This is a genomic window from Streptomyces pseudovenezuelae (genome assembly GCF_029892565.1).
In the GTDB taxonomy this organism is placed as follows: Bacteria; Actinomycetota; Actinomycetes; order Streptomycetales; family Streptomycetaceae; genus Streptomyces; species Streptomyces pseudovenezuelae_A.
The window spans coordinates 299,792-325,064 of the sequence record NZ_JARXVH010000006.1; the positions used below are offsets into that span (position 1 = coordinate 299,792).

General features: G+C 70.2%; 21 protein-coding genes. 13 read left to right on the plus strand and 8 right to left on the minus strand.

Annotated elements, in window-relative coordinates; genetic code table 11:
• Positions 1-68: 68 nt before the first annotated feature.
• Positions 69-2,921 (plus strand): DEAD/DEAH box helicase, encoded by a 2,853-nt coding sequence (locus tag M2283_RS21250; RefSeq protein WP_280877895.1) that lies wholly within the window; start codon positions 69-71, stop codon positions 2,919-2,921.
• Positions 2,922-3,016: 95 nt separating this feature from the next.
• Here M2283_RS21250 and atzF read toward each other — a convergent pair whose 3' ends face one another.
• From atzF to M2283_RS21270, 4 genes are read right to left on the minus strand one after another with little or no spacing between them, the layout of a single operon-like run.
• On the minus strand, positions 3,017-4,672 hold the full coding sequence (gene atzF / locus M2283_RS21255) for an allophanate hydrolase (RefSeq protein WP_280877896.1): 1,656 nt from the start codon (positions 4,670-4,672) through the stop codon (positions 3,017-3,019).
• 13 nt (positions 4,673-4,685) lie between these two features.
• A complete protein-coding gene (locus M2283_RS21260) occupies positions 4,686-8,216 on the minus strand; it encodes a 5-oxoprolinase/urea amidolyase family protein (RefSeq protein WP_280877897.1) in 3,531 nt (1,176 codons plus the stop codon).
• Positions 8,213-8,812, minus strand: coding sequence for an urea amidolyase associated protein UAAP2 (locus M2283_RS21265; protein WP_280877898.1), 600 nt, complete (start codon positions 8,810-8,812; stop codon positions 8,213-8,215). The genes M2283_RS21260 and M2283_RS21265 overlap by 4 nt, the downstream gene beginning before the upstream one ends.
• On the minus strand, positions 8,809-9,633 hold the full coding sequence (locus tag M2283_RS21270) for an urea amidolyase associated protein UAAP1 (protein WP_280877899.1): 825 nt from the start codon (positions 9,631-9,633) through the stop codon (positions 8,809-8,811). The genes M2283_RS21265 and M2283_RS21270 overlap by 4 nt, the downstream gene beginning before the upstream one ends.
• A 187-nt stretch (positions 9,634-9,820) precedes the next feature.
• Here M2283_RS21270 and M2283_RS21275 point away from each other — a divergent pair, with 187 nt between their 5' ends.
• From M2283_RS21275 to M2283_RS21300, 6 genes are all read left to right on the plus strand, one after another.
• On the plus strand, positions 9,821-10,447 hold the full coding sequence (locus tag M2283_RS21275) for a TetR/AcrR family transcriptional regulator (protein ID WP_280877900.1): 627 nt from the start codon (positions 9,821-9,823) through the stop codon (positions 10,445-10,447).
• A gap of 252 nt (positions 10,448-10,699) precedes the next feature.
• Positions 10,700-12,289 carry an ATP-binding protein gene (locus M2283_RS21280; protein ID WP_280877901.1) on the plus strand — a complete coding sequence of 530 codons (1,590 nt, stop codon included), beginning with the start codon at positions 10,700-10,702 and terminating at the stop codon, positions 12,287-12,289.
• Positions 12,286-12,693, plus strand: coding sequence for a roadblock/LC7 domain-containing protein (locus M2283_RS21285; protein WP_280877902.1), 408 nt, complete (start codon positions 12,286-12,288; stop codon positions 12,691-12,693). The genes M2283_RS21280 and M2283_RS21285 overlap by 4 nt, the downstream gene beginning before the upstream one ends.
• Complete coding sequence (locus M2283_RS21290) at positions 12,690-13,118, plus strand: DUF742 domain-containing protein (protein WP_280877903.1); 429 nt, start codon at positions 12,690-12,692, stop codon at positions 13,116-13,118. Before M2283_RS21285 ends, M2283_RS21290 begins: the two co-directional genes overlap by 4 nt.
• Positions 13,099-13,719, plus strand: a complete 621-nt coding sequence (locus M2283_RS21295; RefSeq protein WP_280877904.1) for a GTP-binding protein — start codon at positions 13,099-13,101, stop codon at positions 13,717-13,719. The genes M2283_RS21290 and M2283_RS21295 overlap by 20 nt, the downstream gene beginning before the upstream one ends.
• 53 nt (positions 13,720-13,772) lie before the next feature.
• Positions 13,773-15,275, plus strand: coding sequence for a cytochrome P450 (locus M2283_RS21300; RefSeq protein ID WP_280877905.1), 1,503 nt, complete (start codon positions 13,773-13,775; stop codon positions 15,273-15,275).
• Here the strand turns inward: M2283_RS21300 and M2283_RS21305 are convergent.
• Positions 15,269-16,222: an RluA family pseudouridine synthase gene (locus tag M2283_RS21305; protein ID WP_280877906.1), complete on the minus strand. Its 954-nt coding sequence runs from the start codon at positions 16,220-16,222 to the stop codon at positions 15,269-15,271. The genes M2283_RS21300 and M2283_RS21305 overlap by 7 nt on opposite strands.
• A gap of 355 nt (positions 16,223-16,577) precedes the next feature.
• On the opposite strand from M2283_RS21305, the gene M2283_RS21310 reads away from it, so the two are divergent.
• The 3 genes from M2283_RS21310 to M2283_RS21320 all read left to right on the plus strand — a co-directional run bounded on the left by M2283_RS21310 (position 16,578) and on the right by M2283_RS21320 (position 18,655).
• Complete coding sequence (locus M2283_RS21310; protein WP_280877907.1) at positions 16,578-17,102, plus strand: hypothetical protein; 525 nt, start codon at positions 16,578-16,580, stop codon at positions 17,100-17,102.
• 176 nt (positions 17,103-17,278) lie between these two features.
• Entirely contained in the window at positions 17,279-17,845 is a 567-nt protein-coding gene (locus tag M2283_RS21315; protein WP_280877908.1) for a hypothetical protein, read from the plus strand.
• Between the two features lie 120 nt (positions 17,846-17,965).
• The gene (locus tag M2283_RS21320) at positions 17,966-18,655 is read left to right on the plus strand and encodes a PASTA domain-containing protein (protein ID WP_280877909.1); all 690 of its coding nucleotides are present in this window, start codon (positions 17,966-17,968) and stop codon (positions 18,653-18,655) included.
• A 67-nt stretch (positions 18,656-18,722) separates the two neighbouring features.
• Here M2283_RS21320 and M2283_RS21325 read toward each other — a convergent pair whose 3' ends face one another.
• The gene (locus M2283_RS21325) at positions 18,723-20,285 is read right to left on the minus strand and encodes an amino acid permease (protein ID WP_280877910.1); all 1,563 of its coding nucleotides are present in this window, start codon (positions 20,283-20,285) and stop codon (positions 18,723-18,725) included.
• Positions 20,286-20,548: 263 nt separating this feature from the next.
• Between M2283_RS21325 and M2283_RS21330 the strand changes: the two genes are divergently transcribed.
• From M2283_RS21330 to M2283_RS21340, 3 genes are all read left to right on the plus strand, one after another.
• On the plus strand, positions 20,549-21,169 hold the full coding sequence (locus tag M2283_RS21330) for a PadR family transcriptional regulator (RefSeq protein ID WP_280877911.1): 621 nt from the start codon (positions 20,549-20,551) through the stop codon (positions 21,167-21,169).
• A gap of 196 nt (positions 21,170-21,365) precedes the next feature.
• A complete protein-coding gene (locus M2283_RS21335) occupies positions 21,366-22,412 on the plus strand; it encodes an ATP-binding cassette domain-containing protein (protein WP_280877912.1) in 1,047 nt (348 codons plus the stop codon).
• A complete protein-coding gene (locus M2283_RS21340) occupies positions 22,409-23,185 on the plus strand; it encodes an ABC transporter permease (RefSeq protein WP_280877913.1) in 777 nt (258 codons plus the stop codon). The genes M2283_RS21335 and M2283_RS21340 overlap by 4 nt, the downstream gene beginning before the upstream one ends.
• A gap of 90 nt (positions 23,186-23,275) precedes the next feature.
• Here M2283_RS21340 and M2283_RS21345 read toward each other — a convergent pair whose 3' ends face one another.
• On the minus strand, positions 23,276-24,121 hold the full coding sequence (locus M2283_RS21345; protein WP_280877914.1) for a siderophore-interacting protein: 846 nt from the start codon (positions 24,119-24,121) through the stop codon (positions 23,276-23,278).
• Between the two features lie 169 nt (positions 24,122-24,290).
• Positions 24,291-25,211 carry a 5'-3' exonuclease gene (locus M2283_RS21350; RefSeq protein WP_432423107.1) on the minus strand — a complete coding sequence of 307 codons (921 nt, stop codon included), beginning with the start codon at positions 25,209-25,211 and terminating at the stop codon, positions 24,291-24,293.
• Between the last annotated feature and the right edge of the window lie 62 nt (positions 25,212-25,273).

A 25,273-nucleotide genomic window follows, 5' to 3' on the forward strand; every position in this document is an offset into this window, starting at 1 on the left:
TCTGAGCTGTTCCCGTTCCGGGCGCTGAGCTGCGGGGATCCGGGGTTTGGCAGGGGTGGATACGGATAATGATCGTCCTGTTGTCAGTGGGGCCCGGTACGCTCGAAAGCACGATGACAGAGGACCTCTCACCGGCCGAGCGGTACGCGGCTGCCCGCAGTCGCGCTGCCGAGCAGGCCACCGCGCTCGCCGACTTCCGCGAGATGTACGACTTCGGCCTCGACCCCTTCCAGATCGAGGCCTGCAAGGCGCTCGAAGCGGGCAAGGGCGTGCTGGTCGCGGCTCCCACCGGATCGGGCAAGACGATCGTGGGCGAGTTCGCCGTCCACCTCGCCCTCCAACTGGGCAAGAAATGCTTCTACACGACACCCATCAAGGCGCTGTCGAACCAGAAGTACGCCGACCTGTGCCGCCGCTACGGCGCGGACAAGGTGGGCCTGCTCACCGGCGACAACAGCGTCAACTCCGAGGCGCCGGTGGTCGTGATGACCACCGAGGTGCTGCGGAACATGCTGTACGCCGGCTCGCAGACCCTCCTGGGCCTCGGCTACGTGGTCATGGACGAGGTGCACTACCTCTCCGACCGCTTCCGCGGCGCCGTATGGGAAGAGGTGATCATCCACCTGCCGGAGTCCGTGACCCTGGTGTCCCTGTCGGCGACCGTGTCCAACGCCGAGGAGTTCGGCGACTGGCTCGACACCGTCCGCGGTCACACCGAGGTGATCGTCTCCGAGCACCGGCCCGTGCCGCTGTTCCAGCACGTGCTCGCCGGACGGCGCATGTACGACCTCTTCGAGGAGGGCGAGGGCAGCAAGAAGGCCGTCAACCCCGACCTCACGCGGCTCGCCCGCATGGAGGCCCAGCGCCCCTCCTACCAGGACCGCAGACGCGGCCGTGCCATGCGCGAGGCCGATCGTGAGCGGGAGCGCAGACAGCGCTCGCGGGTGTGGACCCCGGGACGCCCCGAGGTCATCGAGCGGCTGGACAACGAGGGCCTGCTGCCCGCCATCACGTTCATCTTCAGCCGCGCCGCCTGCGAGGCGGCCGTACAGCAGTGCCTGTACGCCGGTCTGCGGCTCAACGACGACGAGGCGCGGGAGAGGGTCCGTGCCCTCGTCGAGGAGCGCACGGCGTCCATCCCGAACGAGGACCTGCATGTCCTCGGGTACTACGAGTGGTTGGAAGGCCTTGAGCGTGGCATCGCGGCCCACCACGCGGGCATGCTGCCGACGTTCAAGGAGGTCGTCGAGGAACTCTTCGTACGCGGCCTGGTCAAGGCGGTCTTCGCCACCGAGACCCTCGCGCTCGGCATCAACATGCCCGCGCGCTCGGTGGTGTTGGAGAAGCTCGTCAAGTGGAACGGGCAGGAGCACGCCGACATCACCCCCGGCGAGTACACGCAGTTGACGGGGCGTGCGGGCCGGCGCGGCATCGACATCGAGGGCCACGCGGTCGTGCTGTGGCAGCGCGGCATCAGCCCCGACCACCTCGCGGGCCTGGCCGGCACGCGCACGTACCCGCTGCGCTCCAGCTTCAAGCCGTCGTACAACATGGCGGTCAACCTGGTCGAGCAGTTCGGGCGGCACCGCTCGCGCGAACTCCTGGAGACGTCCTTCGCGCAGTTCCAGGCCGACAAGTCCGTCGTCGGGATCTCGCGGCAGGTGCAGCGCAACGAGGAGGGACTGGAGGGCTACAAGGACTCCATGACCTGCCACCTCGGCGACTTCGACGAGTACATGCGCCTGCGCCGCGAGCTCAAGGACCGCGAGAACGAGTTGGCCAAGCAGGGCGCCGTCGAGCGGCGGGCCGAGGCGGCGGTGGCGCTGGAGAAGCTGAAGCCGGGCGACGTCATCCATGTCCCGACCGGCAAGTACGCGGGCCTGGCGCTGGTCCTCGACCCGGGGCTGCCGGCCGGCCGGTCCAACGGCCACCGCGGCTTCGAGCACCACGACGGGCCGCGCCCGCTGGTCCTGACCGCCGAGCGGCAGGTCAAGCGGCTCGCGTCGATCGACTTCCCGGTGCCGGTCGAGGCGCTGGAGCGGATGCGGATCCCGAAGTCGTTCAACCCGCGCTCACCGCAGTCCCGTCGGGACCTCGCGTCCGCGCTGCGCACCAAGGCCGGGCACATCCCGCCGGAGCGGGCACGCAAGAAGCGGGCCCAGGCGGCGGACGACCGGGAGATCGCTCGGCTGCGTACGGCGATCCGGGCGCATCCGTGCCATGGGTGCAACGACCGTGAGGATCACGCGCGTTGGGCCGAGCGGTATCACCGGCTGATGCGGGACACCTCGCAGCTGGAGCGCCGGATCGAGGGTCGGACGAACACGATCGCGCGGACCTTTGACCGGATCGTGGCGCTGTTGACCGAGCTGGACTATCTGCGCGGTGACGAGGTCACCGAGCACGGCAAGCGGCTCGCCCGGCTGTACGGCGAGTTGGATCTGCTGGCCAGTGAGTGTCTGCGGGCCGGTGTGTGGGAAGGGCTCGGACCCGCCGAACTTGCCGCGTGCGTCTCGGCGTTGGTGTACGAGGCGCGGACCGGGGACGATGCGATGGCTCCGAAGCTGCCTTCCGGCAAGGCCAAGGCCGCACTGGGGGAGATGGTGCGGATCTGGGGGCGGCTCGATGCCCTTGAGGAGGACTTCCGGATCAGTCAGACCGAGGGGGTCGGGCAGCGGGAGCCGGATCTCGGGTTTGCCTGGCCTGCGTATATGTGGGCTTCCGGGAAGGGGCTGGACGAGGTTCTGCGGGAGGCGGAGATGCCGGCGGGGGACTTTGTGCGGTGGTGCAAGCAGGTGATTGACGTGCTCGGGCAGGTTTCTGCGGCTTCCGCGGCGGAGGGGTCGACTGTGGCGAAGGCTGCGCGCAAGGCGGTTGATCAGTTGCTGCGGGGGGTGGTGGCCTACTCGTCTGTGGGGTGACGGGTTGTGGGGCGGGTGCGGGTGAGTTGTGGCTGGTCGCGCCCACGCGGCGGAGCCGCAAATCGATACAGCCCCGCGCCCCCAGGGGCGTTGGCCTAACCCCTGTTCAGATATGAGCGCCAGCCTCTGTACTGCGTGATGTCCTCGGCGTTCGTCAGTGCCGTCGGTTCGCAGAGAAAGCCGGGGGTGCTTGTGCCGTCTGCCAGTTCCACGCTGCCCAGCGTCATCGGGCGGGGGAGGGCGGCCAAGAGGCGGCCCAGGCCCTCTGCCGGGAGGCGCCAGACCTCGGCCTCGATCTCCGCTCCGCCCTCTCCGACGTGCACCAGGCCCGGCTTTGGCGGAGTCGTCGAGAGGGCGTGCAGGCGGTAGACCGGGGCTGTTGTCGTTGCGCGCTCGAAGCGGGCGCCCAGGGACAGGAGTTGGGGGTTCAGGGGCTGGCCCGTCAGGTGTGCGCCCACCACCGCGATGTGCGTATCCGGCTCCAACTCCCGGGCGATTCTTCCCAGTCGGTCCTCCGTGAACGCCGGGCCGATCAGCATGACGCCGAAGGGGAGGCCGTTGACCTTGCCGGACGGGACGGAGATCGCCGCCAGGTCGAAGAGGTTGGTGGAGTTGGTGAAGCGGCCCAGGCGGGCGTTGGTGGCCAGGGGGTCGGCGGCGACTTCCGCCAGGGTCGGGTGGCCCGGGGTGGTGGGGAGCAACAGGGCGTCCGCGTCGGCCAGTTCGGTCAGGGCGCGGGTCCGGAGCGTGGCCAGGTGGTCGTAGTCCGCGAAGAGGCGGTGGGCGGGGAGGTCTCGGGCTCGGGTGATGATGCCGGCGACCGTGGGGTCCAGGCCCGGTGTGCCGTCTGCCATTGCTTTGTCGATAAAGGCGCCCACCGCCGTATAGCGCTCGGCCACGAACGCGCCCTCGTACAGCATCGCGGCCGCCTCCGTGAAGGCGCTCAGGTCGAGGGTGCGTATGTCCGCGCCCGCCGCCCTCAGTTGGGTCACGGCCGTCTCGTAGGCCTCCGACCAGCCCTCGTCCAGTTCGCCCAGCTGGCCGGGGGAGGGGATCGCCACGCGCCACGGGCCCGGGGCGCGCTGGGGGAGCGCGGGGAGGTCTCGGGCCGGTGGGGACGCCATGAACGACAGGGCCTGTTCGGCCTCCGGGAGTGTGCGGGCGAACACCGTCACGCAGTCGAGGGAGGCGCAGGCCGGGACGACGCCTGTCGTCGGGACCAGGCCTCGGGTCGGCTTGATGCCGACGATGCCGTTGAAGGCGGCCGGGACGCGGCCCGAGCCCGCCGTGTCCGTGCCGAGGGCGAAGTCGACGATGCCCAGGGCCACGGCGACCGCCGAGCCGGAACTGGAGCCGCCGCTGATCCGGGTCGGGTCGACGGCGTTGCGGACGGCGCCGTGCGGTGAGCGGGTGCCGACCAGGCCGGTCGCGAACTGGTCGAGGTTGGTGGTGCCGAGGACGAGGGCGCCTGCCGCTCGGAGGCGGGCTACGACCGGTGCGTCCGCCTCTGGGGTGTACGCGTATGCCGGGCAGCCTGCGGTCGTCGGGAGGCCGTGTACGTCGATGTTTCCCTTGGCTGCGAACAGGTGGCCGGCGAGGGGGAGTTGTTCGCCGGCCGCCACGCGTTCGTCGATCGTCCGGGCTTCGGCCTCGACCTCCGCGCGGGGGCGCAGGTCGATCCAGATCTCCGGGCGGTCCACGGACTCGATGTGGTCGTACGCGGCGCCGACCCGGGACACTGTGCTGGACATAGGTGCTCCTCGACTATCGGTTCGTGGCCGGCGCGAGGACGACCAGTGCCGTCCCCGCCTCCACCTGGTCGCCCGGCCTGGCCAGGATCTCCGCCACCACGCCGTCGACCGGCGCGTGCACCCTGGACTCCATCTTCATCGCCTCCAGCGCGAGCAGCGGCTGGCCCGCCGTCACCTCGTCGCCGGGTTCTACGTTCAACTGCCATACGGAGGCTGCGAATTCGGCCTCGATCAGCCGGCCGCCCGGCGGGACGGTCACCTCGGCCTGGGGTGCGGCCGGTGCGGAGGCCGCCTCGGCGCGGGCGAACTCGCCTGCCGCCTCCCAGGCGTCCCGTTCCGTGGAGAAGGCCGCCTGTTGTCGTGACCTGAACTCCGCTATGGAATCGGCGTGTTCGGCGAGGAAGTCCTCGTACTCGGCGAGGGAGAAGGTGCCCTGCTCGATGCGCGGTACGAAGCGGCCGGAGGTGATGTCGGCCCGTAGGTCGAGGAGTTCGTCCGCGTCCACCGGATACCACTGGATGCGGTCGAAGAACCGCAGCAGCCAGGGTGAGCCCGGTTCGAAGGCGCCGCGTTGCTGCCAGCCCGACCACACCTGGGTCGTACGGCCCACGAACTGGTAGCCGCCGGGGCCCTCCATGCCGTAGATGCACAGGTAGGCGCCGCCGATGCCGACCGAGTTCTCGGCCGTCCAGGTGCGGGCCGGGTTGTACTTGGTGGTCACCAGGCGGTGGCGCGGGTCGAGGGGGGTGGCGACCGGGGCGCCCAAGTAGACGTCTCCCAGGCCCAGTACGAGGTATTCGGCGTCGAAGACCGTGCGGTAGACGTCGTCGACCGAATCCAGGCCGTTGACGCGGCGGATGAACTCGATGTTCCAGGGGCACCAGGGGGCGTCGTCGCGGACGCCCGCCATGTAGCGGGCGATGGCCTCGCGGGTGGCCGGGTCGTCCCAGGAGAGGGGGAGGTGGACCGTGCGGGAGGGGACGACGAGTTGGTCGGTGGGCGGGAGGGAGGTGACGATCTCCCGTATCGCGGCCAGGAGTTGGGGCTGGGGGAGGTGGCTCGGGTCCGTGTGGATCTGGAGGGAGCGGATGCCCGGGGTGAGGTCCGTGACGCCGGCCAGGTCCGCCTCGGTCACCGCCTCCATCAGGGCGTGCACGCGCATCCGCAGGGCCAGGTCCAGTTGCATGGGCCCGAACTCGACCAGCAGGTTGTCGTCGCCGCTGCGGCGGTAGGTCACATCGCCGTCGCGGGCCAGCACCCCGCCGTCCACGATCGCCGCGCGCGTCGAACCGTCCACGTCCACCGGCACGAAGCGCACCGTGTCGCCCGGGCGCAGCTGGCCCAGCTTCCAGCGCTCCCAACTCGCCACCGTCGCCGGGCACACGAACCCGCCGAGCGAGGGGCCGTCCGGGCCGAGCAGGACCGGCATGTCGCCGGTGTAGTCGACCGCGCCGACGGAGTAGGGGGTGTCGTGGATGTTGGAGGGGTGCAGGCCCGCCTCACCGCCGTCGGTGCGCGCCCAGCGCGGCTTGGGGCCGACCAGCCGGACGCCCGTGCGGGCCGAGTTGAAGTGGACCTTCCAGTCGGCGGCGTAGAAGTCCCGGATGTCGTCCTCGGTGAAGAACTCCGGTGCCGCGTGCGGGCCTTCGACGGCACCGACGTGCCAGACGGCGGTGAAGTCCGGGCGTTCGGCCACTTGGTCGCCCTCGGTCACCGGGTCGCCCTCGATGACGGTTCCGCCGTGCAGGACGTCACCCGTGCGCAGCGCCCGGCCGCCGTGGCCGCCGAACCGGCCCAGCGTGAAGGTGCTCGCGCTGCCGAGGAAGGCGGGGACGTCCAGGCCGCCGCCCGCGAACAGGACGTACGTGCGCAGACCGTGCTCGGAGGGAGTGCCGATCTCCAGGACGGCTCCGGCCGGGACCGTCACCGGCTCCCACTGCGCGACCGGCGTGCCGTCGACCGTCACCGGTGCCGGGGCGCCCGTCACACACACGGTCGTCGGGTGCGTGAACCTCAACGACGGTCCCTGGAGCGTGCATTCGAGGCCGGGGGCGCCCTCGGGGTTGCCCAGGGCCCGGTTGCCGAGCCGGAAGGAGCGGTCGTCCATCGGGCCGCACGGGGGCACGCCGACCTGCCAGTAGCCGGTGCGGCCCGGCCAGTCCTGGACCGTGGTGAGCGTGCCGCCGGTCACCACCTCGACGCGCGGAGTCGGATCGGTCACCGCGGCCAGCGTGGCCGTGGAGTGCGTGGCCGCGCCGAAGTCCCGGTCGGCCAGCGCCGCCCGGACCAGGCCCAGGTTGGTCTCGATGCCGTCGACACGGGTGCGGGCCAGCGCCTCGTCCAGACGGCGCAGGGCGTGGGCGCGGTCGGGGCCGTATGCGATGACCTTCGCGAGCATCGGGTCGTACGACGTCGTCACCTCGGTGCCGGTCTCCGCCCAGCCGTCCACGCGGACGCCGGTCGGGAACTCCACCCGCGTCAACAGGCCCGCGCTGGGCCGGTGTTCGCGGGAGGGGTCCTCGGCGTAGAGGCGGGCCTCGACGGCGTGGCCGTGGGGTGGGCCCGGTTCGCGTACGACGTCGCTCTCGCCGCGGGCCAGGCGCAGCATCCAGGCGACCAGGTCGACGCCGTAGATCTCCTCGGTGACCGGATGTTCCACCTGGAGACGGGTGTTGACCTCCAGGAAGTAGGCCGCCTCGCGGGCGGCGTCGTAGACGAACTCGACGGTGCCGGCCGAGCGGTAGTCGACGGAGGCGCACAAGTCGCGGGCAGAAGCGGCGAGTCGGGTGCGGACGTGGTCGGGGAGGCCCGGGGCAGGGGCTTCCTCCACGACCTTCTGGTTGCGGCGCTGCAGGGAGCAGTCGCGGTCGCCGAAGGTGACGACCTCGCCCGTGCCGTCGCCGAAGACCTGCACCTCGACATGGCGGGCGTGCTCCACCAGGCGCTCCAGGAAGACACCGGCGGAGGAGAAGGAGGCGGCGGCGACGCGCTGCACCCGCTCCCAGGCGTCGGCCAGTTCATCGGCCGAGCGACATGCCGACATGCCGATACCGCCACCGCCGCCGGTCGCCTTCAGCATGACGGGGTAGCCGATCAGCGCGGCTTGGGCGAGTGCCTCGTCCAGGTCCGCCAACAGTCCTGTTCCCGGAGCCAGTTGCACCCCCGCCGCCTCGGCCGCCGCCCGTGCCGTGTGCTTGGCGCCGAACAGCTCCAGCTGCTCCGGCGTCGGTCCCACGAACACGATCCCGGCGTCCTCGCAGCGCCGGGCGAAGGCCGCGTCCTCGGACAGGAAGCCGTAGCCCGGGTGGATGGCGCCGGCGCCCGTGTCCTTGGCGGCCTTCAGTACCAGGTCGGCGTCGAGGTACGACTCCTTCGCGGGTGCCGGGCCGAGCCGGACCGCCTCGTCGGCGAGCCGGACGTGCGGGGCGGAGCGGTCGGGGTCGGAGTACACGGCGACCGTGCGCAGGCCGAGCTCGCGGGCGGTGCGGATGATGCGCACCGCTATCTCGCCCCGGTTGGCGACCAGGAGGGTGTCGAAGGTCATTCAGCAACCCCGATCGTCATCTCTACCGCCGTCGGGTCGAAGCCGTTGCAAGGGTTGTTGATCTGGGGGCAGTTGGAGACCAGGACCAGGACGTCGCGTTCGGCGCGCAGGGTCAGTTTCAGGCCCGGTGCGGAGAGGCCATCGACGATGCCGAGGGTGCCGTCCTGTTCGACCGGCACGTTCATGTACCAGTTGATGTTGGAGACCAAGTCCCGTTTGCCCAGGCCGTACTTGGCGCCCTCGGCCAGGAAGTTGTCCACGCACGCGTGCTGCGACCAGGTGTGGTGGCCGTAGCGCAGGCTGTTGGACTCCTTGGAGCAGGCGCCGCCGACCGTGTCGTGTCGGCCCACCTCGTCGTCGGTCACGGTCATCAACGGCGTGTGCTCGTTGGACATCAGCACGCTGCCGGTGGTCAGGAAGAGGTTGCCCTGCGCCTGGATGGTGTCGGGGGCGCTGTAGCGGACCGCCGGGTCGTGGGCGTCGTAGACGAGGAAGTCGACGGCCTGGTTGCCGTGCAGGTCGGTGACGGTGAGTGTCTCGCCCGCGCGGACGATCGAGGACCAGGCGGCCCGGGCCGGTACTTCAGCGGTCTTCATGCGAGCCCCCTCGCGGCGAGGAATTCGGCGGTGTTGAGGAAGGCGCGGCGGCCCTCGGGGGAGGCGTCCCACAGCGGGTCGCCCGGCGTGGTCGGCGCGGCGCGCCAGGCGAGGGCCTCCAGCGGGGTGCTGACGTAGTCGGGGCGCGGGTCGGCCGGGTGCGGCACGTTGGCGATCAGCACGGTGACGTCCTGCTCGGCGCGCAGGGTGACGCTGCCGCCGGGGCCGGTGGAGCCGGTGAAGTCGAGGGAGCCGTCCTCGCCGATCCGCACGCCCTGGAAGAAGGAGAGCGAGGGTGGCAGATCGCGGGGTTCGAGGCCGTTCTTCGCGGCGGCCAGCTTGAACAGCTCGCGTCCTGCGGGGGAGTCGGACTGCGGGGTGCCGTCGCCGTACCGCTCGCTGTTGCGGACCAGGGTGGAGGTGCCGCACAGCGCGTCGTGGCGGCCGGAGGTGTCGGTGACGACGCTCGCGAGGACGCGGCCCTGGTCGGACAGGAGCAACTGCCCCTCGCCCAGGTAGGCGTTCCACTGGACCTTCACCGTGTCGGCGACGTTGAGCCGCTCCCAGGGCCGGTCGGCCGCGTACAGGAGCAGGTGCGCGCAGGCGTCCCCGTGCAGGTCGGTCAGGCGCAGCTCGGTGCCGCGGGCCAGCACGCGGTGGGTGTAGTTGCCGCCCGCGACCGTCTCGGCCCACACCAGGTGACCGGCCGCGCAGGGCGGGTTGGGCCAGTCGGCGGCCGGCACGACGGGCATGGTCTCGGCGCGGGTGCCCTCCTGGGCGCGGGCGTGCGCGCGGGCTCCGTAAGTGGTCGCTGTCGCCATCGCGGGACCTCCGACTCCGGGGTTGGCTCTTTGGGGGTGTCGCTGTTCCGGGCTATTTCTGTCGCTCGACAGAAATTAGGAGGCGGGCGGGTCGCCGGGATTGCCCGCGCGTTGCCGCTCGGTTACCGAGCCCTCACCAAGATCGCCCCGAGGTCGCCGCGGGGTGCCGTGTGCGAGGATCGAAACCATGGGAGCGACAGGTGGACGCCGGGTCGGTCGGCCGCGCGCCGCGCAGCGGCCGGACAGCGGCCTCCAGCCGCGCGACGAACTGCTCACCGCCGCCGCCGAGTTGTTCACCACCCGCGGTTACGCCGCCACCACCACCCGCGCGGTCGCCGAGCGCGCCGGGATGCGGCAGGCGTCCATGTACCACTACGTCTCCGGCAAGGAGGAGCTGCTCGCCGAGCTCCTGGAGTCCACGGTCACGCCCTCGCTGACCTACGCCCGCGAGCTGCTGGCCGACGACGTGGCCCCGGCGGGGGGCCGGCTGTGGGAGCTGTGCCGGACCGACGTGGAGCTGCTGTGCGGCGGCCCGCACAACCTCGGCGGCCTCTATCTGCTGCCCGAGGTGCGCGCCGAGCGGTTCGCCGGCTTCCACGCCGTGCGCGCCGAACTCAAGGACGCCTACCGGCAGTTGCTCGCCGCGACCGAGGCCGGCGGCGCGCTCGCCAAGAGCGAGCTGGATCTGCGTACGGACCTGTTGTTCGGGTTGATCGAGGGCGTCATCCTCGTGCACCGCTCGGACCCGGAGCGGCCGGTGTCGGCCTTTGCCGAAGCGACCGCCGACGCGGCCCTGCGCATCGCCGGAATCTGACCTTCACTCGTCACGGTGAGTGGTTCTCGTACGCCTGTACCGCGTAACCGAACGTGTGCGAATCGCGGCTCTGCGTGTAAATGTGGCCGAGAGTACTCCTGTTGCGTGGGCGATTTCAGGTGCTTGCTGAATATGACACGGCGATGATCCGGTCGGACTAAGCTCGCCCGCAGCGCACCGAGTTGAGATGTATTCGTGCGCTTGTTCCCCATATGTGCGACTCCCCCCGTCGATTCGTTTCAGAGGGCCTACATGGTGAGTGTTCAATCCCCTCCCGGGCGCCGTGAACTTCCATACGCGCGCGTGCTGTTGCTGCCTGCCATAGTGATGGCCGCGGCGACCGGAGCAGCCGTCGCCGTGGTGACCGAGCCGGCCCGCACGGCCGTCGGCTGGTGCGGCGCCGTCGCCACACTCCTGGTGATCGCGACGGCGGCCGAAGCGGTACGACGCGGCCGAGCCCTGCGGAACCTGCGGGTCGAGAGCGGCCGTCACACTGCGTATCTGGAACGGCGGATCTCCCTGCACGAACAGGAGATGCTCCGCTTCGCTTACGAGATCGCGCCCGCCGCGCTCCACCGGATGCGGGCCGGGAATTCCCCCGGAGAGGTGATTCGCCAACTCGGCGAGATCGACCCCTCCTTCGGCGAACTCCCCGAAGCGCAGGTGCGGCTGCTGAAGACGGTGCTCGACATCATCGACCACGAGGAGGCCATGCGGGACTCCTCGCAGCGCTCCTTCGTCGACGTCGCCCGCCGCGTCCAGGCGATCGTCCACCAACAGGCAAAGGAACTCCGGGAGATGGAGGAGGACCACGGCCGCAACCCGGAGGTCTTCGACGACCTCCTGCGCATCGACCACGGCACCGCGCTGATCGGCCGTCTCGCCGACTCCGTCGCCGTGCTCGGCGGCGGCCGCCCGGGCCGTCAGTGGCCGGCGCCGGTGACCCTCTACAGCACGCTGCGCGGTGCCATGTCCCGCATCCTGGAGTACCGGCGCATCTCGCTGGACTCCATCGCCCACGTCAACATCCGCGGCGTCTCCGTAGAGCCGGTCATCCACGCCTGCGCCGAACTCCTCGACAACGCCACGCGCTACTCGCCGCCGCAGACCAAGGTGCACGTCACCGCCACCGAGGTGCAGACCGGCATCGCCATCGAGATCGAGGACGCCGGTGTCAGCCTCAGCGAGGAGGCCCGCGCCAAGACCGAGTCCATGCTGGAGCGCGCCAAGGCCGGCGTCGACCTCCAGGACCTCGGCGAGTCCCCGCGCCTGGGCCTCGCCGTCGTGGGCCGCCTGTGCAAGGCGTACGACATGCAGATCTCGCTGCGCTCCTCGGCGTACGGCGGTGTCCGCGCCGTCCTCGTGGTGCCGCGCGTGATGATGACCACCGACCCCGCGCCCGGCCTCGCCCACGGCGTGGGCGCCAGCGCCTCACCCAAGCCCGAACTCGGCGCGCTCGAAGGTCCCAAGCGCGCGCCGAAGAAGCGGCGCCCCACCAGTCCGCGCATCCCGGCAGGCGTGTCCATGGAGGACGAGGTCCCCGAGGTCACCGAATGGACCGCCAACGGCCTGCCGCAGCGGCGCAGTCGGGTCAAGACCCCGCTGCACGTCCGGCTCGCCGAACAGGCCGCCATCGAACGGGCCGAGCGGGACGGCACCCCGACCGTCTGGTCCACGCCCAAGGCGGAGCCCGAGCCGGAGAAGAAGGACGAACCCGAACCCGGCCTGTGGGTCGAGGCGTTCTGGGACGGACTCAAGGGCACGCCGGACCCGTTCGACATCCCCCAGCCGACCAACGAGCCGGCCCGTGTTGAGGCCGACGACGAGAGGGACCACAAGTGATCCAGCAGCGAGCCAACTTCGACTGGATGCTCAAGGATCTCGCCGACGGAGTACCGGGCATCGAGATGATCGTGGTGCTCTCCGCCGACGGCCTGCGCATCGCTCGCTACGGAGGTGATCCCGACGCGGCCGACCGCGTCGCCGCGGCCTGTGCGGGGCTGCAGAGCCTGGCGGGTGCGGTGGCCCACGAGATCCCGGACAGCGACGGCCGGATGAAGCTGGTCATCATCGAGATCAACGGCGGCTACTTCTACCTGATGGCCGCGGGCGCCAACGCCTACCTCGCGGTCCTCTCCGACGTGGTCGCCGAACCCGGACTGATGAGCAACCGCATGCGCGACCTCGTCGTGCGCATCGGAGCCCACCTCACCAGTCCGCCGAGGCGCAACGGGCAGACCGTATGACTCCTCCGAAACGCCAACGGCGATACCCCAAGGAAGAACCGCCCCTCAAACCCAAAGAGGGCAATGAGGGCAACGAGCGCAAAGAGGGCAAGCAGGGCGACGAGAAGGCGCCGGAACGCCTGTACGTGGTCGCCGGACGGGACGGCGAGCGCGCCGACCTCGACCTGGTCACCCTCATCGTGGCGCACTCCGATCCGTCTCCCTCCTCCACGCCCGAGCAGACGACGATGCTCCGGCTCTGTTCCGCCCCGCTCTCGGTGGCCGAGCTCTCGGCGTATCTCAGCCTGCCGTTCAGCGTGGTGACCGTGCTGCTCACCGAGATGCTGACGGCCGAGCTGGTGGTGGCGCGCGCCTCGATCGTCCGGCAGGCGCTCCCCGACCGTTCCCTTCTCGAAGCGGTGATGCATGGACTTCAAAGGCTCTGACACCGTCCCCGGCCCACGCACCGAGGACCACCTGCCGCACACGGCCCAGGCCGCGGCGAAGATCGTGATCGTGGGCGGCTTCGGAGTCGGCAAGACGACCATGGTCGGCTCGGTCAGCGAGATCAGGCCGCTGACCACCGAGGAGACCATGACGCAGGCCGGCGTCGGGGTCGACGACAACTACGGCTCCGAGTCCAAGACGGCCACCACCGTCGCCATGGACTTCGGCCGCATCAGCATCACCGACCAACTGGTGCTGTACCTCTTCGGCACCCCGGGCCAGGAACGCTTCTGGTTTCTGTGGAACGGCCTGTTCGAGGGCGCGTTGGGCGCGGTCGTGCTGATCGACACCCGTCGGCTGGAGGTCAGCTTCGACGTGATAGGGCGCCTGGAGGAACGTGGTGTGCCGTTCGTCGTCGCCGTCAACTCCTTTCCGGACGGCCCCCGTTACCCCGTCGAGGATCTGCGCACCGCGCTCGACCTGGCGGAGGACATCCCGATCATCGAGTGCGACGTGCGCCGTCGGGCCTCCAGCCGGGACGTCCTGATGACCCTCATGCGCTTCCTGCACTCGCTCGCCATGACGGGCGCGCTCACCTGACCCCCCGATTCCGTCCCACCCCCAGACAACGGATCCCTTTCGGAGCGACCACCGTGACGCCTGAACCCCACTCCCTCACCGGTACGGACGACCCCGCGCTCGGCCCGCCGCCCGGCTGTCCCGCCCACAACCGCGGCCCCGGGGGACTGCACCGGCTCTACGGTCCCGAGGCGGAGGACCTGGCCTCCCTGTACGAGACGCTGCGCGAGGAACACGGCCCGGTGGCGCCCGTACTGCTCCACGACGACGTACCGATGTGGGTGGTGCTCGGGCACACCGAGAACCTGCATGTGGTGCGTACGCCCTCGCAGTACTGCCGGGACAGCCGCATCTGGTCCCCGCTCCAGGAGGGCATGGTCAAGCCCGACCACCCGCTGATGCCGCACATCGCCTGGGAGCCCATCTGCTCCTACGCGGAGGGCGACGAACACCTGCGGCTGCGCGGCGCGGTCACCGGCGCGATCTCGACCATCGACCACCGCGGCACCCGCCGGCACATCAACCGCGCCACCCAGCGGCTGGTCAACCAGTTCTGCGAGAGCGGCCGCGCCGACCTCGTCAGCGACTTCGCCGAGCACCTGCCGATGGCCGTGATGTGCGAGATCCTCGGCATGCCCGAGGAGTACAACGACCGGATGGTGCAGGCCACCCGCGACATGCTCAGGGGCACCGAGACCGCGATCGCCAGCCACGGCTACGTCCTCGGCGCGCTGCAACGGCTGACCGCGCGCCGGCGCCAGCAGCCCGAGGAGGACTTCGCCAGCCAGCTCATCGGCCACCCCGCCCGGCTCACCGACGACGAGGTCACCAAGCACCTCTGGGTCGTCCTCATGGCCGCGTACGAGGCCACCGTCAACCTCATCGCCAACGTGCTGCGCATGGTCCTGACCGACCCGCGCTTCCGGGCCCAACTCAGCGGCGGCCAGATGACGGTGCCCGAGGCGGTCGAGCAGTCCCTGTGGGACGAGCCGCCGTTCAGCACCGTCTTCGCCTACTACGCCAAGCACGACACGGAGTTGGGCGGCCAGCGCATCCGCAAGGGCGACGGACTGCTGTTCGGTATCGCGCCGGGCAACGTCGACCCGCGCGTCCGTCCCGACCTCGCCGCCAACATGCAGGGCAACCGGTCCCACCTCGCCTTCGGCGGCGGCCCGCACGAGTGCCCAGGCCAGGACATCGCCCGTGGCATCGCCGACACCGGTGTGGACGCGCTGCTGATGCGACTGCCGGACGTCCAACTCGACTGCGACGAGGAGGACTTGACCTGGACGCACTCGATCGCCTCACGGCACCTGGTGGAGCTGCCGGTCTACTTCGAACCGAAGCCTCCGCAGGACATCATGCAGAAGCCGGGCCACGCCCCCGTCCCGCCGCAGCGGGCCACCTGGCAGGTCGGCTCCGTACAGACCGAGTCGTCGCCCCCGGTGGCCGTGGCGCCCGTCGTGGAACCGCAGCCGGTCGCCCCGCCGCCGCAGCAGCCGTACGTGCCGGCGCCGGAACCCGTCCGCGGGTTGAGCGCCTGGCAGCGCTTCCTGCGCTGGTGGCGCGGCTACTGACCGTCCCAGTCACCGTAGGAGGACCAGGCTTCGAGGGTGCGCGTGCTCCGTAGCCGGTGCTCGACCCCCGTGACCGGATCGGTGAACTCCAGTGCCCGCGCCAGCAGTTGGAGCGGGCGCCGGAAGTCGCCGGCCGGCACGGGGTCGGCCACCTCGGGGTAGAGCGGGTCACCGAGGATGGGTACGCCGAGCCGGTTCATGTGCACGCGCAGCTGATGCGTCTGCCCCGTGGCGGGCAACAGCCGGTACCGCGCGATCCCGCGCTCAGCCCGCCGCTCCACCAACTCGACACGGCTCACGGCGTTCGGCTCGCCCTCGACCTCGTAGGCGGCCAGCACGCCCCGCTCCTTCACGATCCGACTGCGTACCGTTTGGGGCAGTTCGAGCCCGGAGGCATACGGCGCCACCGCCTCGTACTCCTTGCGCACTCGCTTGTCGCGGAACAGCGACTGGTACGCGCCCCGGTCCTCGGGCCGCACCGTGAACAGCACCAGCCCGGCGGTGAGCCGGTCCAGCCGGTGCGCGGCGCCGAGCGCGGGAATGCCCAACTCCCGGCGCAGCCGCGCCAGCGCGGTCTCGGTGACGTGGCTGCCGCGCGGGGTGGTGGCCAGGAAGTGCGGCTTGTCGGCGACGACGAGGTGCTCGTCCCGGTACACGACGTCCAGCGCGAACGGCACGGGCACCTCGGCGGCCAACTCCCGGTGGAACCACACGAACATGCCCGGCACGTACGCCGCGTCCGGCGCCACGGCCCGCCCGTCGACCCCGACGACCTCCCCCGCGTCGAACATCCCGTCCACGATCCCGACGCCCGCCCCACTGAGCCGCTCCACGAGGTGCTCCCGAACGGTTGTCCAGGGTCCTTCGGGGGGCAGCTTCACGCGCACGGGGTCGATGCCCTGGCGTTGGGGGAGGGGGGAGGGTGGGATGCGGGGTTTGCGTTTCATCAGGGGGTCAGCGTACGGGCGAGGTGGGCGGAGGCGGGATCAGGCGTACGGGGGCCGGTCGGGGCGCATCGGAATCAAGCGGCCGGAGACCGGTCGGGACGCGGGGAGCCGGCGCGCGGTACGCGATCGGCAGGGCGAGCGCCACGAGGAGTCCGCTCGCCCACTGGGGGCTGCGGGTTCGGCCGCAAGGCTGTCGCCGTGGAGCTGTATGACTCCGCCGCGTTCGCCGCGCGTGGATCGAGCCGCTCCCGGCCTGACTCGCTCCTGCACGAAAAGCTGCGACGACCAGTCACCCGCGCTGGGACAATCCAGGCCTTCGAGCCGACTCCGTCAACTGGAGGTGCCCGTGGGCTCATTGGAGTTCATCTCCTCTCTGAAGTGGCCCATCACGGTCCTGATCCTTGCCGTGGGTGCCTACTGGACGGTCAAACGGAATCAGGGTTTGAAGGTCGAGCTGAAACAGTTCCTGGCCACGCGGAACGTCCGCGCGGTGGTCGGCGGACAGGAACTCGAGTTCACACACGCAGAGGCTGCCGTGGCTCTCGCCGCTCAGCCGGATGAGCACCTGATGAGGCTGGAGGAGGAGTCAGGGGTGCGCACGTTGGCGACCACTTCGGAGGTCACCCGGCTCAGGCGAGGAGCGATTGAGGGGATCATGCGCGACGCAGCGGTATGGGGGTGGCGGGTGGGTCGGACAGGATCCGAGCGGCCGCCCAATCCTGTGATTCGGTGGACCGAGGACGGGGTGCCCGAGATTCACACCAGCCCGGAGCAGGCCGAGGCGGAGACGAGGGGCCGGGACGAAGAGGTGTTTGAAAAGATCTTTTCGCAGTTCAAGACGCAGCGCCCCGCTTGGGAGGGCGACCCGGATACCCCGTGACCCGCAGGGCACGGCCGGCCGACGGCATCTCCCTGTGCGATTGGGACGGTCTGCCGCGCTCGTCCAGCAGGATCCGGAGTTCTCACTCATCTGTGGTCAACATGGGCACACCACCTCCATGCGTCACACATGAGGACGCATGATGCCCCCCTGCTCATCACGTCCTTGGGGGGACCATGACTGACACTGTGCCGCCACCCATGCCCGACTTCCCACCGCCCGCGCCCGAGCCGCCGGCTCCGAAGAAGTCGCGCACCCACCTGATCGTCATCGCCTCGGCCGCCGCGGTGATCGCCGCTGTCATCGGCACAGGGATCGTGGTCGTGCAGTCCGGAGACGACGACAGCAAGTCGGCCGCGGCCGGATCAACGTCGAGCGCCCCGGACGACGACACCGTGACCGCCGCCGCGGAGGAGCCGGACCCCTCGCCGGTGTACGACGAGGTCGACGCCGACGACTTCACGATCGAACTGCGCACCACCGCGCGGCAGTGCTTCGGGTCGGCAGGCTGCAATGTGACGGTCGAGCCGGACCTGACGTACCTGGGCGACAGTCAGGACATCGACCCGGACGCCGCGTACAGGATCACCTACGAGATCCACGGCGACGAGTCGGGCCCGGTCATCGAGACGGCCGAACTGTCGGACCGGACAAGCCTGAACTACACGCCGTCTCTGATCAGCACAGCCTCGGCGGGTACGAACGTATCCGTGGAGATCACCGCCATCGCGACCCAGGGGTAATGAGACGTCGCGGGCCGGGCCCGCAGCATTCCGTATCTGTCACGGGTTCGTCACGCACCGTACGAGCGGGGAGGCGGATCTGACACGGTGTCCCCTCAACTACGCATCAGGGGTCGCATCGTGTCCAACTCCGCATTTCCGCCGCCCGGTCAGCCGACATGGGCCGCCGGTCCACCACCGGGGAAGCGGCGGAACTGGAAGCTCATCGGCGGTGTCACCGCGGGCATCCTCGTCATCGGCGGCATCGGTTCTGCTTGCGGCAACAAGACCGGCGGAAGTGGCAGCCCGACCACCACAACCGCCGGCAGCAGCGCCGAGACCGCCGACGAGACCAAGACCGTCCCCGACTTCGTCGGCATGGGTCTGCAATCCGCTCAAGACACCGCGCAGGAAGCCGGGTTCTACGACCTGAAGAGCCACGACTCCCTGGGCCGCGACCGCCACCAGATTCTCGACCGGGACTGGAAGGTCTGCTCCCAGAACGTGAAGGCAGGCAGCAGCGCGCCGACCGACACCCAACTCGACTTCGGTGCCGTCAAGCTCGACGAGACCTGCCCCGGCAAGGACCAGGCCGCGCCTTCGGCGGCCGGCGGGGCGATGCCGGACTTCAAGGGGAAGTCGGTCCAGGCCGCCCGCGACGCGCTCGACTCCAGCACGTCGATCACCGTCAACGACGCGTCCGGCGACGGCAGGATCGTGCTCATCGGCTCGAACTGGCAGGTGTGCACCCAGAAGCCGGCCGCCGGGGCGAAGTTGAGCGGGCAGCCGGTCGTGTTCGGCGCGGTGAAGTTCGGCGAGGCCTGTCCGTAGCAGCGTGGGATGCCCCGCCCGATGGACAGCGCAATGGGCGGGGCATCGTCACGGCAGGGGAGGGTGGTTAGGCGGATTCGGCGGGCGCCCCCGATGGCGCCCCCTCCGCAACAGAGGCCCCTCGCCGTGCCCTCACGCCCTGATACAGGAACCCAAGTACCAGCGTGACCAGCAGGAATATGGCCGTGAACCACTGGAAGTACCAATGCCCGCCCGCCGGGTCGTACACCGCCGCCCGAGGCCACGCCAGGTTGATCGTCATCAGGAGGCCGTAGACGAGGGCGAGGGCGTTGACCGGGATGCCCCAGCGGCCCAGGGAGAAGAGCTTCGCGCCCGTTTCGTCGGTGCCGTCGGTGGTGAACTCGCCGCGTAGGCGGCGGAGCAGGAGCGGGCCCGTGACCATCGCGTAGGCCAGGTACAGCATCACGATGCAGGTGGTGCCGATGGCCAGGAAGGCCTCCGGGGAGGAGAAGTTGAGCAGGAGCAGCGCTGCTGCCAGGACGCCTACCACCAAGGCCGGCGCGCTGGGCATGCCCGTGCGTGGGTTGACTCGGGACAGGCGGGCGGCGAAGGGGAGTTGGCCGTCGCGGGCCATGGAGAACAGCATGCGGCAGGCCGCCGTCTGGATGGCGAGGGTGGCCACGGCGATCGCCACGACCACGTCGGCGAGGAGGACCTTGCCGAAGCCGTCGCCGAGGCTGCTGGTGAGGACGTAGCTCAGGCCGTCCACCGACAGGTGGCCGTCCGTGAGGCTGGGGGCGGCGAGCAGGCCGCCGAGGACGATCAGGCCACCCAGGAGGCCCGCGGCGCCGAGTGCGGTGAGGATCGTGCGGGGTGCCGTGCGGCGGGGGTCGCGCGTCTCCTCGCTCATCTCGCCCGCGCTGTCGAAGCCGATCATCACGTACGCCGCGGTGAACGAGCCCACCGCCAGCGCCCCGAACAGGCCGGACTGGGCCGCGCCGGTGGTGTGGAAGGTGATGCTCGGGGTGCGCTCGGAGTGGGTGAGCAGCAGGACGACGATGAGGATCGCGCCGATGATCTCGGCGGTCACCCCGACCCGGTTGATCAGGGACATCACACGGTTGTCGAGGATGTTCACCAGCGTGGTGAGGACCAGCAGGATCACGCCGAGCACGGCCGCGTTGGCCGCGCCGTCCGCCGAGGTCGGGGCGGGGTCGGTGCCGATCAGCTGGAAGCCCGACCAGATCGCCGGCAGCACCATCTGCAGCGCCAGCGCGGCCGCGGCGACCACCACGATCTGCCCGATCACCATGATCCAGCCGGCGAACCAGCCGAAGGTGAGGTTCGACAGGCGCGACGACCACTGGTAAATGGCGCCGGAGATGGGGTAGCGCGCGGCCAGTTCGGCGAAGCAGGCGGCCACCAGGAGTTGGCCGACCAGGACCACCGGCCAGGCCCAGAAGAAGGCGGGGCCGCCGAACGCGTACCCGAAGGCGAAGAACTGGAAGACGGTCGTCAGGACCGAGATGAAGGAGAAGCCGGCCGCGAAGGAGGCATACCGGCCGAGGCTGCGGTGCAGCTCCTGGCGGTAGCCGAACTCGGCGAGGGAGTGGTCGTCGGGGGAGTGCGGCGGGTCGGGGCGTACGTCGGAGGGGGCGGTTGTCGTCACGGCGGCACCTGCCTTCGGCGCGGGAGCGGAGAGTGCGCGGAGTTCCTGTCGGCGACAGGGCGTGCGGAGTTCCTGTCAGGCGACAGAAATTAGGGAGGGGCTGTTTCATGCGCGTCACGCCGCCGTGTCCGGGGCGGGCCCAAGTCCTCACGCCCTTGCGCTGCCGCCCGAATCGCGATACATCGTGTATTGACGGTCTGGGTGACTCGCGATATGTTCGGCTACGGATATTTGAGGCCGGAGAGTGGATCGAGGGGACCGTCATGGCGGTGAAGCGTCGCAAGCTCAACAACCCGCTCGCGCTCGCCGTGTTGGTGACCCTCTGGCAGAAGCCGATGCATCCGTACGAGATCGCCCAGACCCTGCGCCGCCAGGGCAAGGACACCAGCACGAAGATCAACTACGGCTCGCTCTACACGGTCGTGCAGAGTCTGGAGAAGCACGGCTTCGTCGAGGTCACCGACGTGGAGCGGCAGGGCAACCGGCCCGAGCGCACGGTCTACGGGCTCACCGAGGCCGGGCGCGCGGAGATGACCGAGTGGCTCTCCGACCTGGTGGCCGTACCGGTCAAGGAGTACCCGATCTTCGAGACGGCGCTGTCGCTGATCGGGGCGCTGCCGCCCGACGAGGCGATCCGGCTGCTCGAAGAGCGGCTGCGCGGCCTCGACGTGGAGGTGGCGAGCGGGCGGGCGGCGCTGGCGAAGCTCTGCGAGACGCTGCCGCGGCTCTTTCTGGTCGAGGTCGAATATCAACTGCACATGGTCGAGGCGCAGGCGGAGTGGGTCCGCGGTCTCCTGGAGGAGATCGAGAAGGGCTCCCTGTCGGGCGTCGACGGGTGGCGCCACTTCCACGAAACGGGGGATACGCCACCGGAGTTCACGTAACCGGATTTCACGTCACGCAGAAGAACCCCGACCGAGCTGTTGGAGCAGCTCAGCCGGGGTCTCGAACCCCGAACCGACTCCACCGTGCGGCGGGCCAGGCTGATCGAGGTGCGGCACACCCAGGATAGCCCGGCGCTCTTCGCACGCGTGGACGGACGGATCGGTCCTCATCCGCTCACTCAGGAGAGCTGTCGTCATGAGTTCCACCCGTATGAGTCCCACCGGTTTGAGTCCCACCCGTGCGCCCGCGGTCGAGGCGCGTCAGCTGATCAAGACCTATCCCGGTGACGTCACCGCCCTCAACGGCATGGACGTCACCGTCGAACCCGGCACCGTCCTCGGGCTGCTCGGCCCGAACGGCGCCGGCAAGTCCACCACCGTCAAGATCCTCACCACCCTGGCCCGCCCCGACTCGGGCACCGCCACCGTCGCCGGCCACGACGTGCTGCGCCACCCGGACCGGGTGCGTCGCGCGATCGGGGTGGTCGCCCAGAGCTCCGGCGCCGACCCGGTCGCCACGGGCCGCGAGAACCTCCAACTGCAGGGCAGGCTCTACGGGTTGAGGGGGGCCGATCTCGGCAGGCGAGTCGACGAGCTGCTCGACCGGTTCAGCCTCGTCGACGCCGCCCGGCGTCCCGTCAAGGGCTACTCCGGCGGCATGCGGCGCCGGCTCGACGTGGCCCTCGGCCTGGTGCACCGGCCCGAGGTGCTGTTCCTCGACGAGCCCACCACCGGTCTGGATCCCGAGGCCCGCACCGCGATGTGGGACGAGATCGACCGCCTCGCCGGCGAGGAGGGGCTGACCATCCTGCTCACCACGCACTATCTGGAGGAGGCCGACCGGCTCGCCGAGCGCGTCGCCATCGTCGACCGCGGCCGGGTCGTCGTCGAGGGCACCCCGGACTCCCTCAAGGGCGAACTCCGCGGCGACGCCGTCCACTTGGAGGTGCGAGAGGCGGTCGGCGAAGCCGGTCGTACGCTCCTCACCGGCGCCCTGCGTCAACTGCCCGGCGTGCACGAGGTGTTGGTCGACGGGCGCCGTATCAGCGTCCGCGCCGACGACGGAGCGGCCGCCGTACCCGCCCTGCTCGCGGCCCTGGAGCGGGCCGGGGTCGGCGTCGCCGCCGCGACCGTCGCCCGCCCCTCCCTCGACGACGTCTACCTCCGTTACGCCGGCCGCCGTTACTCCGAGGCCGACGCCGGAGCCGGCGAGCCCCTCGTCCTGGCCGGAGGTGCGCGATGAGCACGGCCGTCTCCCAGACCTGGTACATGACGCAGCGTCAACTCATGGTGTTCGCGAGGCAGCCCGCGTACGCGATCATCACCCTGATCCAGCCGGTGATCTGGCTGTTCCTGTTCGGCGGCCTCTTCAAGAAGGTCGTCGAGCTGGGCGGCTTCGGCACCACCTCCTACCTCGACTACCTGGTCCCGGGCGTGGTGGTGATGAGCGCGCTCAGCTCCAACATGTGGGCCGGCATGGGCACGTTGGAGGAGATCCAGCGGGGCACCCTCAACCGCTTCCTGACCACACCCGTCAGCCGGGCCGCCCTGATGAACGGCAACGTCGTCAACAACGGCCTGGTGACCGCGTTCCAGTCGGTCGTCATCGTGCTGCTCGGTCTGCTCGGCGGCGCCGACTACCCGGGCGGCGTCGGCGGCGTAGCGATCCTGGTGGTCGCCTCGGTGCTGCTCGGCACGGTGTTCGGGGCGCTGTCCAACGCGCTGGGCATGCTGGTGCGGGAGCGGGAGTCGATCATCGGGATCAACACCTTCCTGCTGCTGCCGCTGACGTTCCTGTCGAGCGCTTTCATGGCGCCGTCCCAGATGCCGGGCTGGATGCGGCACGTCGCCGATTTCAATCCGCTCAACTGGGCGATGGTCGCGGGCCGTTCGGCGCTGTCCGAGGATCCCGACTGGGGTGACGTGCTCAGCCGCGGGGGTGCGCTGCTGGCGCTCGCGGTGGTGGCGGTGTGGCTGTCGATCCGGACGTTCAGGTCGTACCAGCGGTCGGTGTAGGCGAGTTGACGGCGGTCGACATGGACGCATGACGAAGCGGCGGCACCCCGAGAGGTGCCGCCGCTTCGAAGATGCCGGGCAAGGGGCGCGTCACGCCGCGGACGTCGTGCCCTCCTGCTCCGCCTCGATGCGCGCGTTCCACTCCCGCTTGGAGGCCTGCCAGCCGTCCTCGTTGTGGCCGAGCCGCCAGTAGCCGGAGATCGACAGGTCCTCGCGGGGGATGCTGAGGTCGACACGGAGCAGCTGACGCAGCTCTTTGACGAAGTGGGCCTCGCCGTGGACGAAGGCATGCACCCGGCCCTCCGGGAACGTCAGCGCCTGTACCGCGTCGAGGAGGGGCTCGCCGACCGGCCGGTCGCCGCGGTGCAGCCAGACGACCTCCACGTCGGAGTCGATCTTCTGCTCCTCCTCGGGGCCTGAGATCTCCACGAAGGCGTGGGCGACCGTGCCCGCGGGCAGCGCCTCCAGGGCGCGGGCGATCGCGGGCAACGCGCTCTCGTCGCCGACGAGCAGATGCCAGTCCGCGTTCGGGTCGGGCGCGTAGGCGCCGCCGGGGCCCATGAAGCGCACGGTCTCGCCCGGCTGGACGTTCGCCGCCCACGGGCCGGCCAGGCCCTCGTCGCCGTGCACCACGAAGTCCAGTGTCAGTTCGAGCAGTTCGGGGTCCCAGGCGCGGACGGTGTAGGTCCGGGTCACCGGCCACTGCTCGCGGGGGAACTCCGCGCGGATCCGCTCAAGGTCGAAGGGCTCGGGATAAGTGGCGCCACCGGTGGGGAACAGGAGCTTCACGTAATGGTCGGTGCAGGTGTCGGCCGAGAACACGGCCAGTTCCTCACCGCCGAGCACCACACGCTGCATGTGCGGGGTGAGCCGTTCGGTGCGGACGACCTGCGCGGTGTGGGGCTTCCGCGGCTTCCGAGCCGGGCGTTCTGCCATGGCGGCCTCCCTGTTCCCTTGCTAAGGCATACCTAAGTTAGCATCTCTCTCCTACTTAACACCCCCCGCATGAGAGGTTACTGAGACCGACACGCAGAGCTTTGCTCTCCCGTCATGAGAGGGTGAGTTGCTGATATGGGAACTGGGTTTACGTCGCTTGGTGTCCTGATCATGCTCCGAGGGTGACGAGCAGCCGGTGCAGCGAGCCGCCCAGCCCCCAGCGCGCCGCCAGCGCGTCCAGCGCCGCCGGATCGCGCGGCGTGTGCGGCAGGGCCGTGTCGACCTCGGGAAGCGGCACGTCGTCGGCGACCTTGACCACCGTCGGAGCCACCGCCATGTACGGGCGGGACTCGTCCAGGCGCTTGCGCTGCGACGGCGTGAGCTTCGCCTTCGGGTCGTCCACCGCGGCCATGATCCCGGCCAGGTCCCCGAACTCGGCGAGCAGCTTCGCGGCCGTCTTCTCGCCGATGCCCGGCACGCCCGGCAGACCGTCGCTCGGGTCACCGCGCAGCGTCGCCAGATCCGCGTAACCGCGGCCGTCCACCCCGTACTTCTCGCGCAGCACCGCCTCGTCGGTGAGCTGGAGCATGCCGACGCCCTTGAGGGGGTAGAGCACGCGCACCCCCCGCTCGTCGTCGACCAGTTGGTAGAGGTCGCGGTCGCCGGTGACGATGTCGACCGGGCCCTTCGCCAGCGCGGTGAACGTGCCGATCACGTCGTCCGCCTCGTACCGGGCGACGCCCACGCGCGCGATGCCGAGCGCGTCCAGGACGTCCTCGATGACCGGGACCTGCGGCGAGAGCGTGTCCGGGATCTCCTCCGCGTCCGGTCCCGCCTCGTGCTCCTCGGCGACGCGGTGCGCCTTGTAGGAGGGGATGAGGTCGACCCGCCACTGGGGGCGCCAGTCCGCGTCCATGCACGCCACCAGCTGATCGGGGCGATGGTCCTTGACCAGGCGGTCGATGAATTCGAGGAGCCCGCGCACGGCGTTCACCGGCGTGCCGTCCGGGGCCTTCACGGACTCCGGGACGCCGAAGTAGGCGCGGAAGTAGAGCGAGGCGGTGTCGAGGAGCATCAGTCGTCCGGTCACGCTCGCATCATGCCGCACCGGACCGACACTCACCCGTCACCGGGACCCGCATGGCAGTTGTA

Bases quoted from the DNA above. Each gene is read 5' to 3' on its own strand.
- M2283_RS21270 (WP_280877899.1), bottom strand. From the start codon at position 9,633: ATGGCGACAGCGACCACTTACGGAGCCCGCGCGCACGCCCGCGCCCAG.
- M2283_RS21295 (WP_280877904.1), top strand. From the start codon at position 13,099: ATGGACTTCAAAGGCTCTGACACCGTCCCCGGCCCACGCACCGAGGAC.
- M2283_RS21315 (WP_280877908.1), top strand. From the start codon at position 17,279: ATGACTGACACTGTGCCGCCACCCATGCCCGACTTCCCACCGCCCGCG.
- atzF (WP_280877896.1), bottom strand. From the start codon at position 4,672: ATGTCCAGCACAGTGTCCCGGGTCGGCGCCGCGTACGACCACATCGAG.
- M2283_RS21275 (WP_280877900.1), top strand. From the start codon at position 9,821: ATGGGAGCGACAGGTGGACGCCGGGTCGGTCGGCCGCGCGCCGCGCAG.
- M2283_RS21330 (WP_280877911.1), top strand. From the start codon at position 20,549: ATGGCGGTGAAGCGTCGCAAGCTCAACAACCCGCTCGCGCTCGCCGTG.
- M2283_RS21260 (WP_280877897.1), bottom strand. From the start codon at position 8,216: ATGACCTTCGACACCCTCCTGGTCGCCAACCGGGGCGAGATAGCGGTG.
- M2283_RS21340 (WP_280877913.1), top strand. From the start codon at position 22,409: ATGAGCACGGCCGTCTCCCAGACCTGGTACATGACGCAGCGTCAACTC.
- M2283_RS21345 (WP_280877914.1), bottom strand. From the start codon at position 24,121: ATGGCAGAACGCCCGGCTCGGAAGCCGCGGAAGCCCCACACCGCGCAG.
- M2283_RS21280 (WP_280877901.1), top strand. From the start codon at position 10,700: ATGGTGAGTGTTCAATCCCCTCCCGGGCGCCGTGAACTTCCATACGCG.
- M2283_RS21305 (WP_280877906.1), bottom strand. From the start codon at position 16,222: ATGAAACGCAAACCCCGCATCCCACCCTCCCCCCTCCCCCAACGCCAG.
- M2283_RS21265 (WP_280877898.1), bottom strand. From the start codon at position 8,812: ATGAAGACCGCTGAAGTACCGGCCCGGGCCGCCTGGTCCTCGATCGTC.
- M2283_RS21335 (WP_280877912.1), top strand. From the start codon at position 21,366: ATGAGTTCCACCCGTATGAGTCCCACCGGTTTGAGTCCCACCCGTGCG.
- M2283_RS21290 (WP_280877903.1), top strand. From the start codon at position 12,690: ATGACTCCTCCGAAACGCCAACGGCGATACCCCAAGGAAGAACCGCCC.
- M2283_RS21250 (WP_280877895.1), top strand. From the start codon at position 69: ATGATCGTCCTGTTGTCAGTGGGGCCCGGTACGCTCGAAAGCACGATG.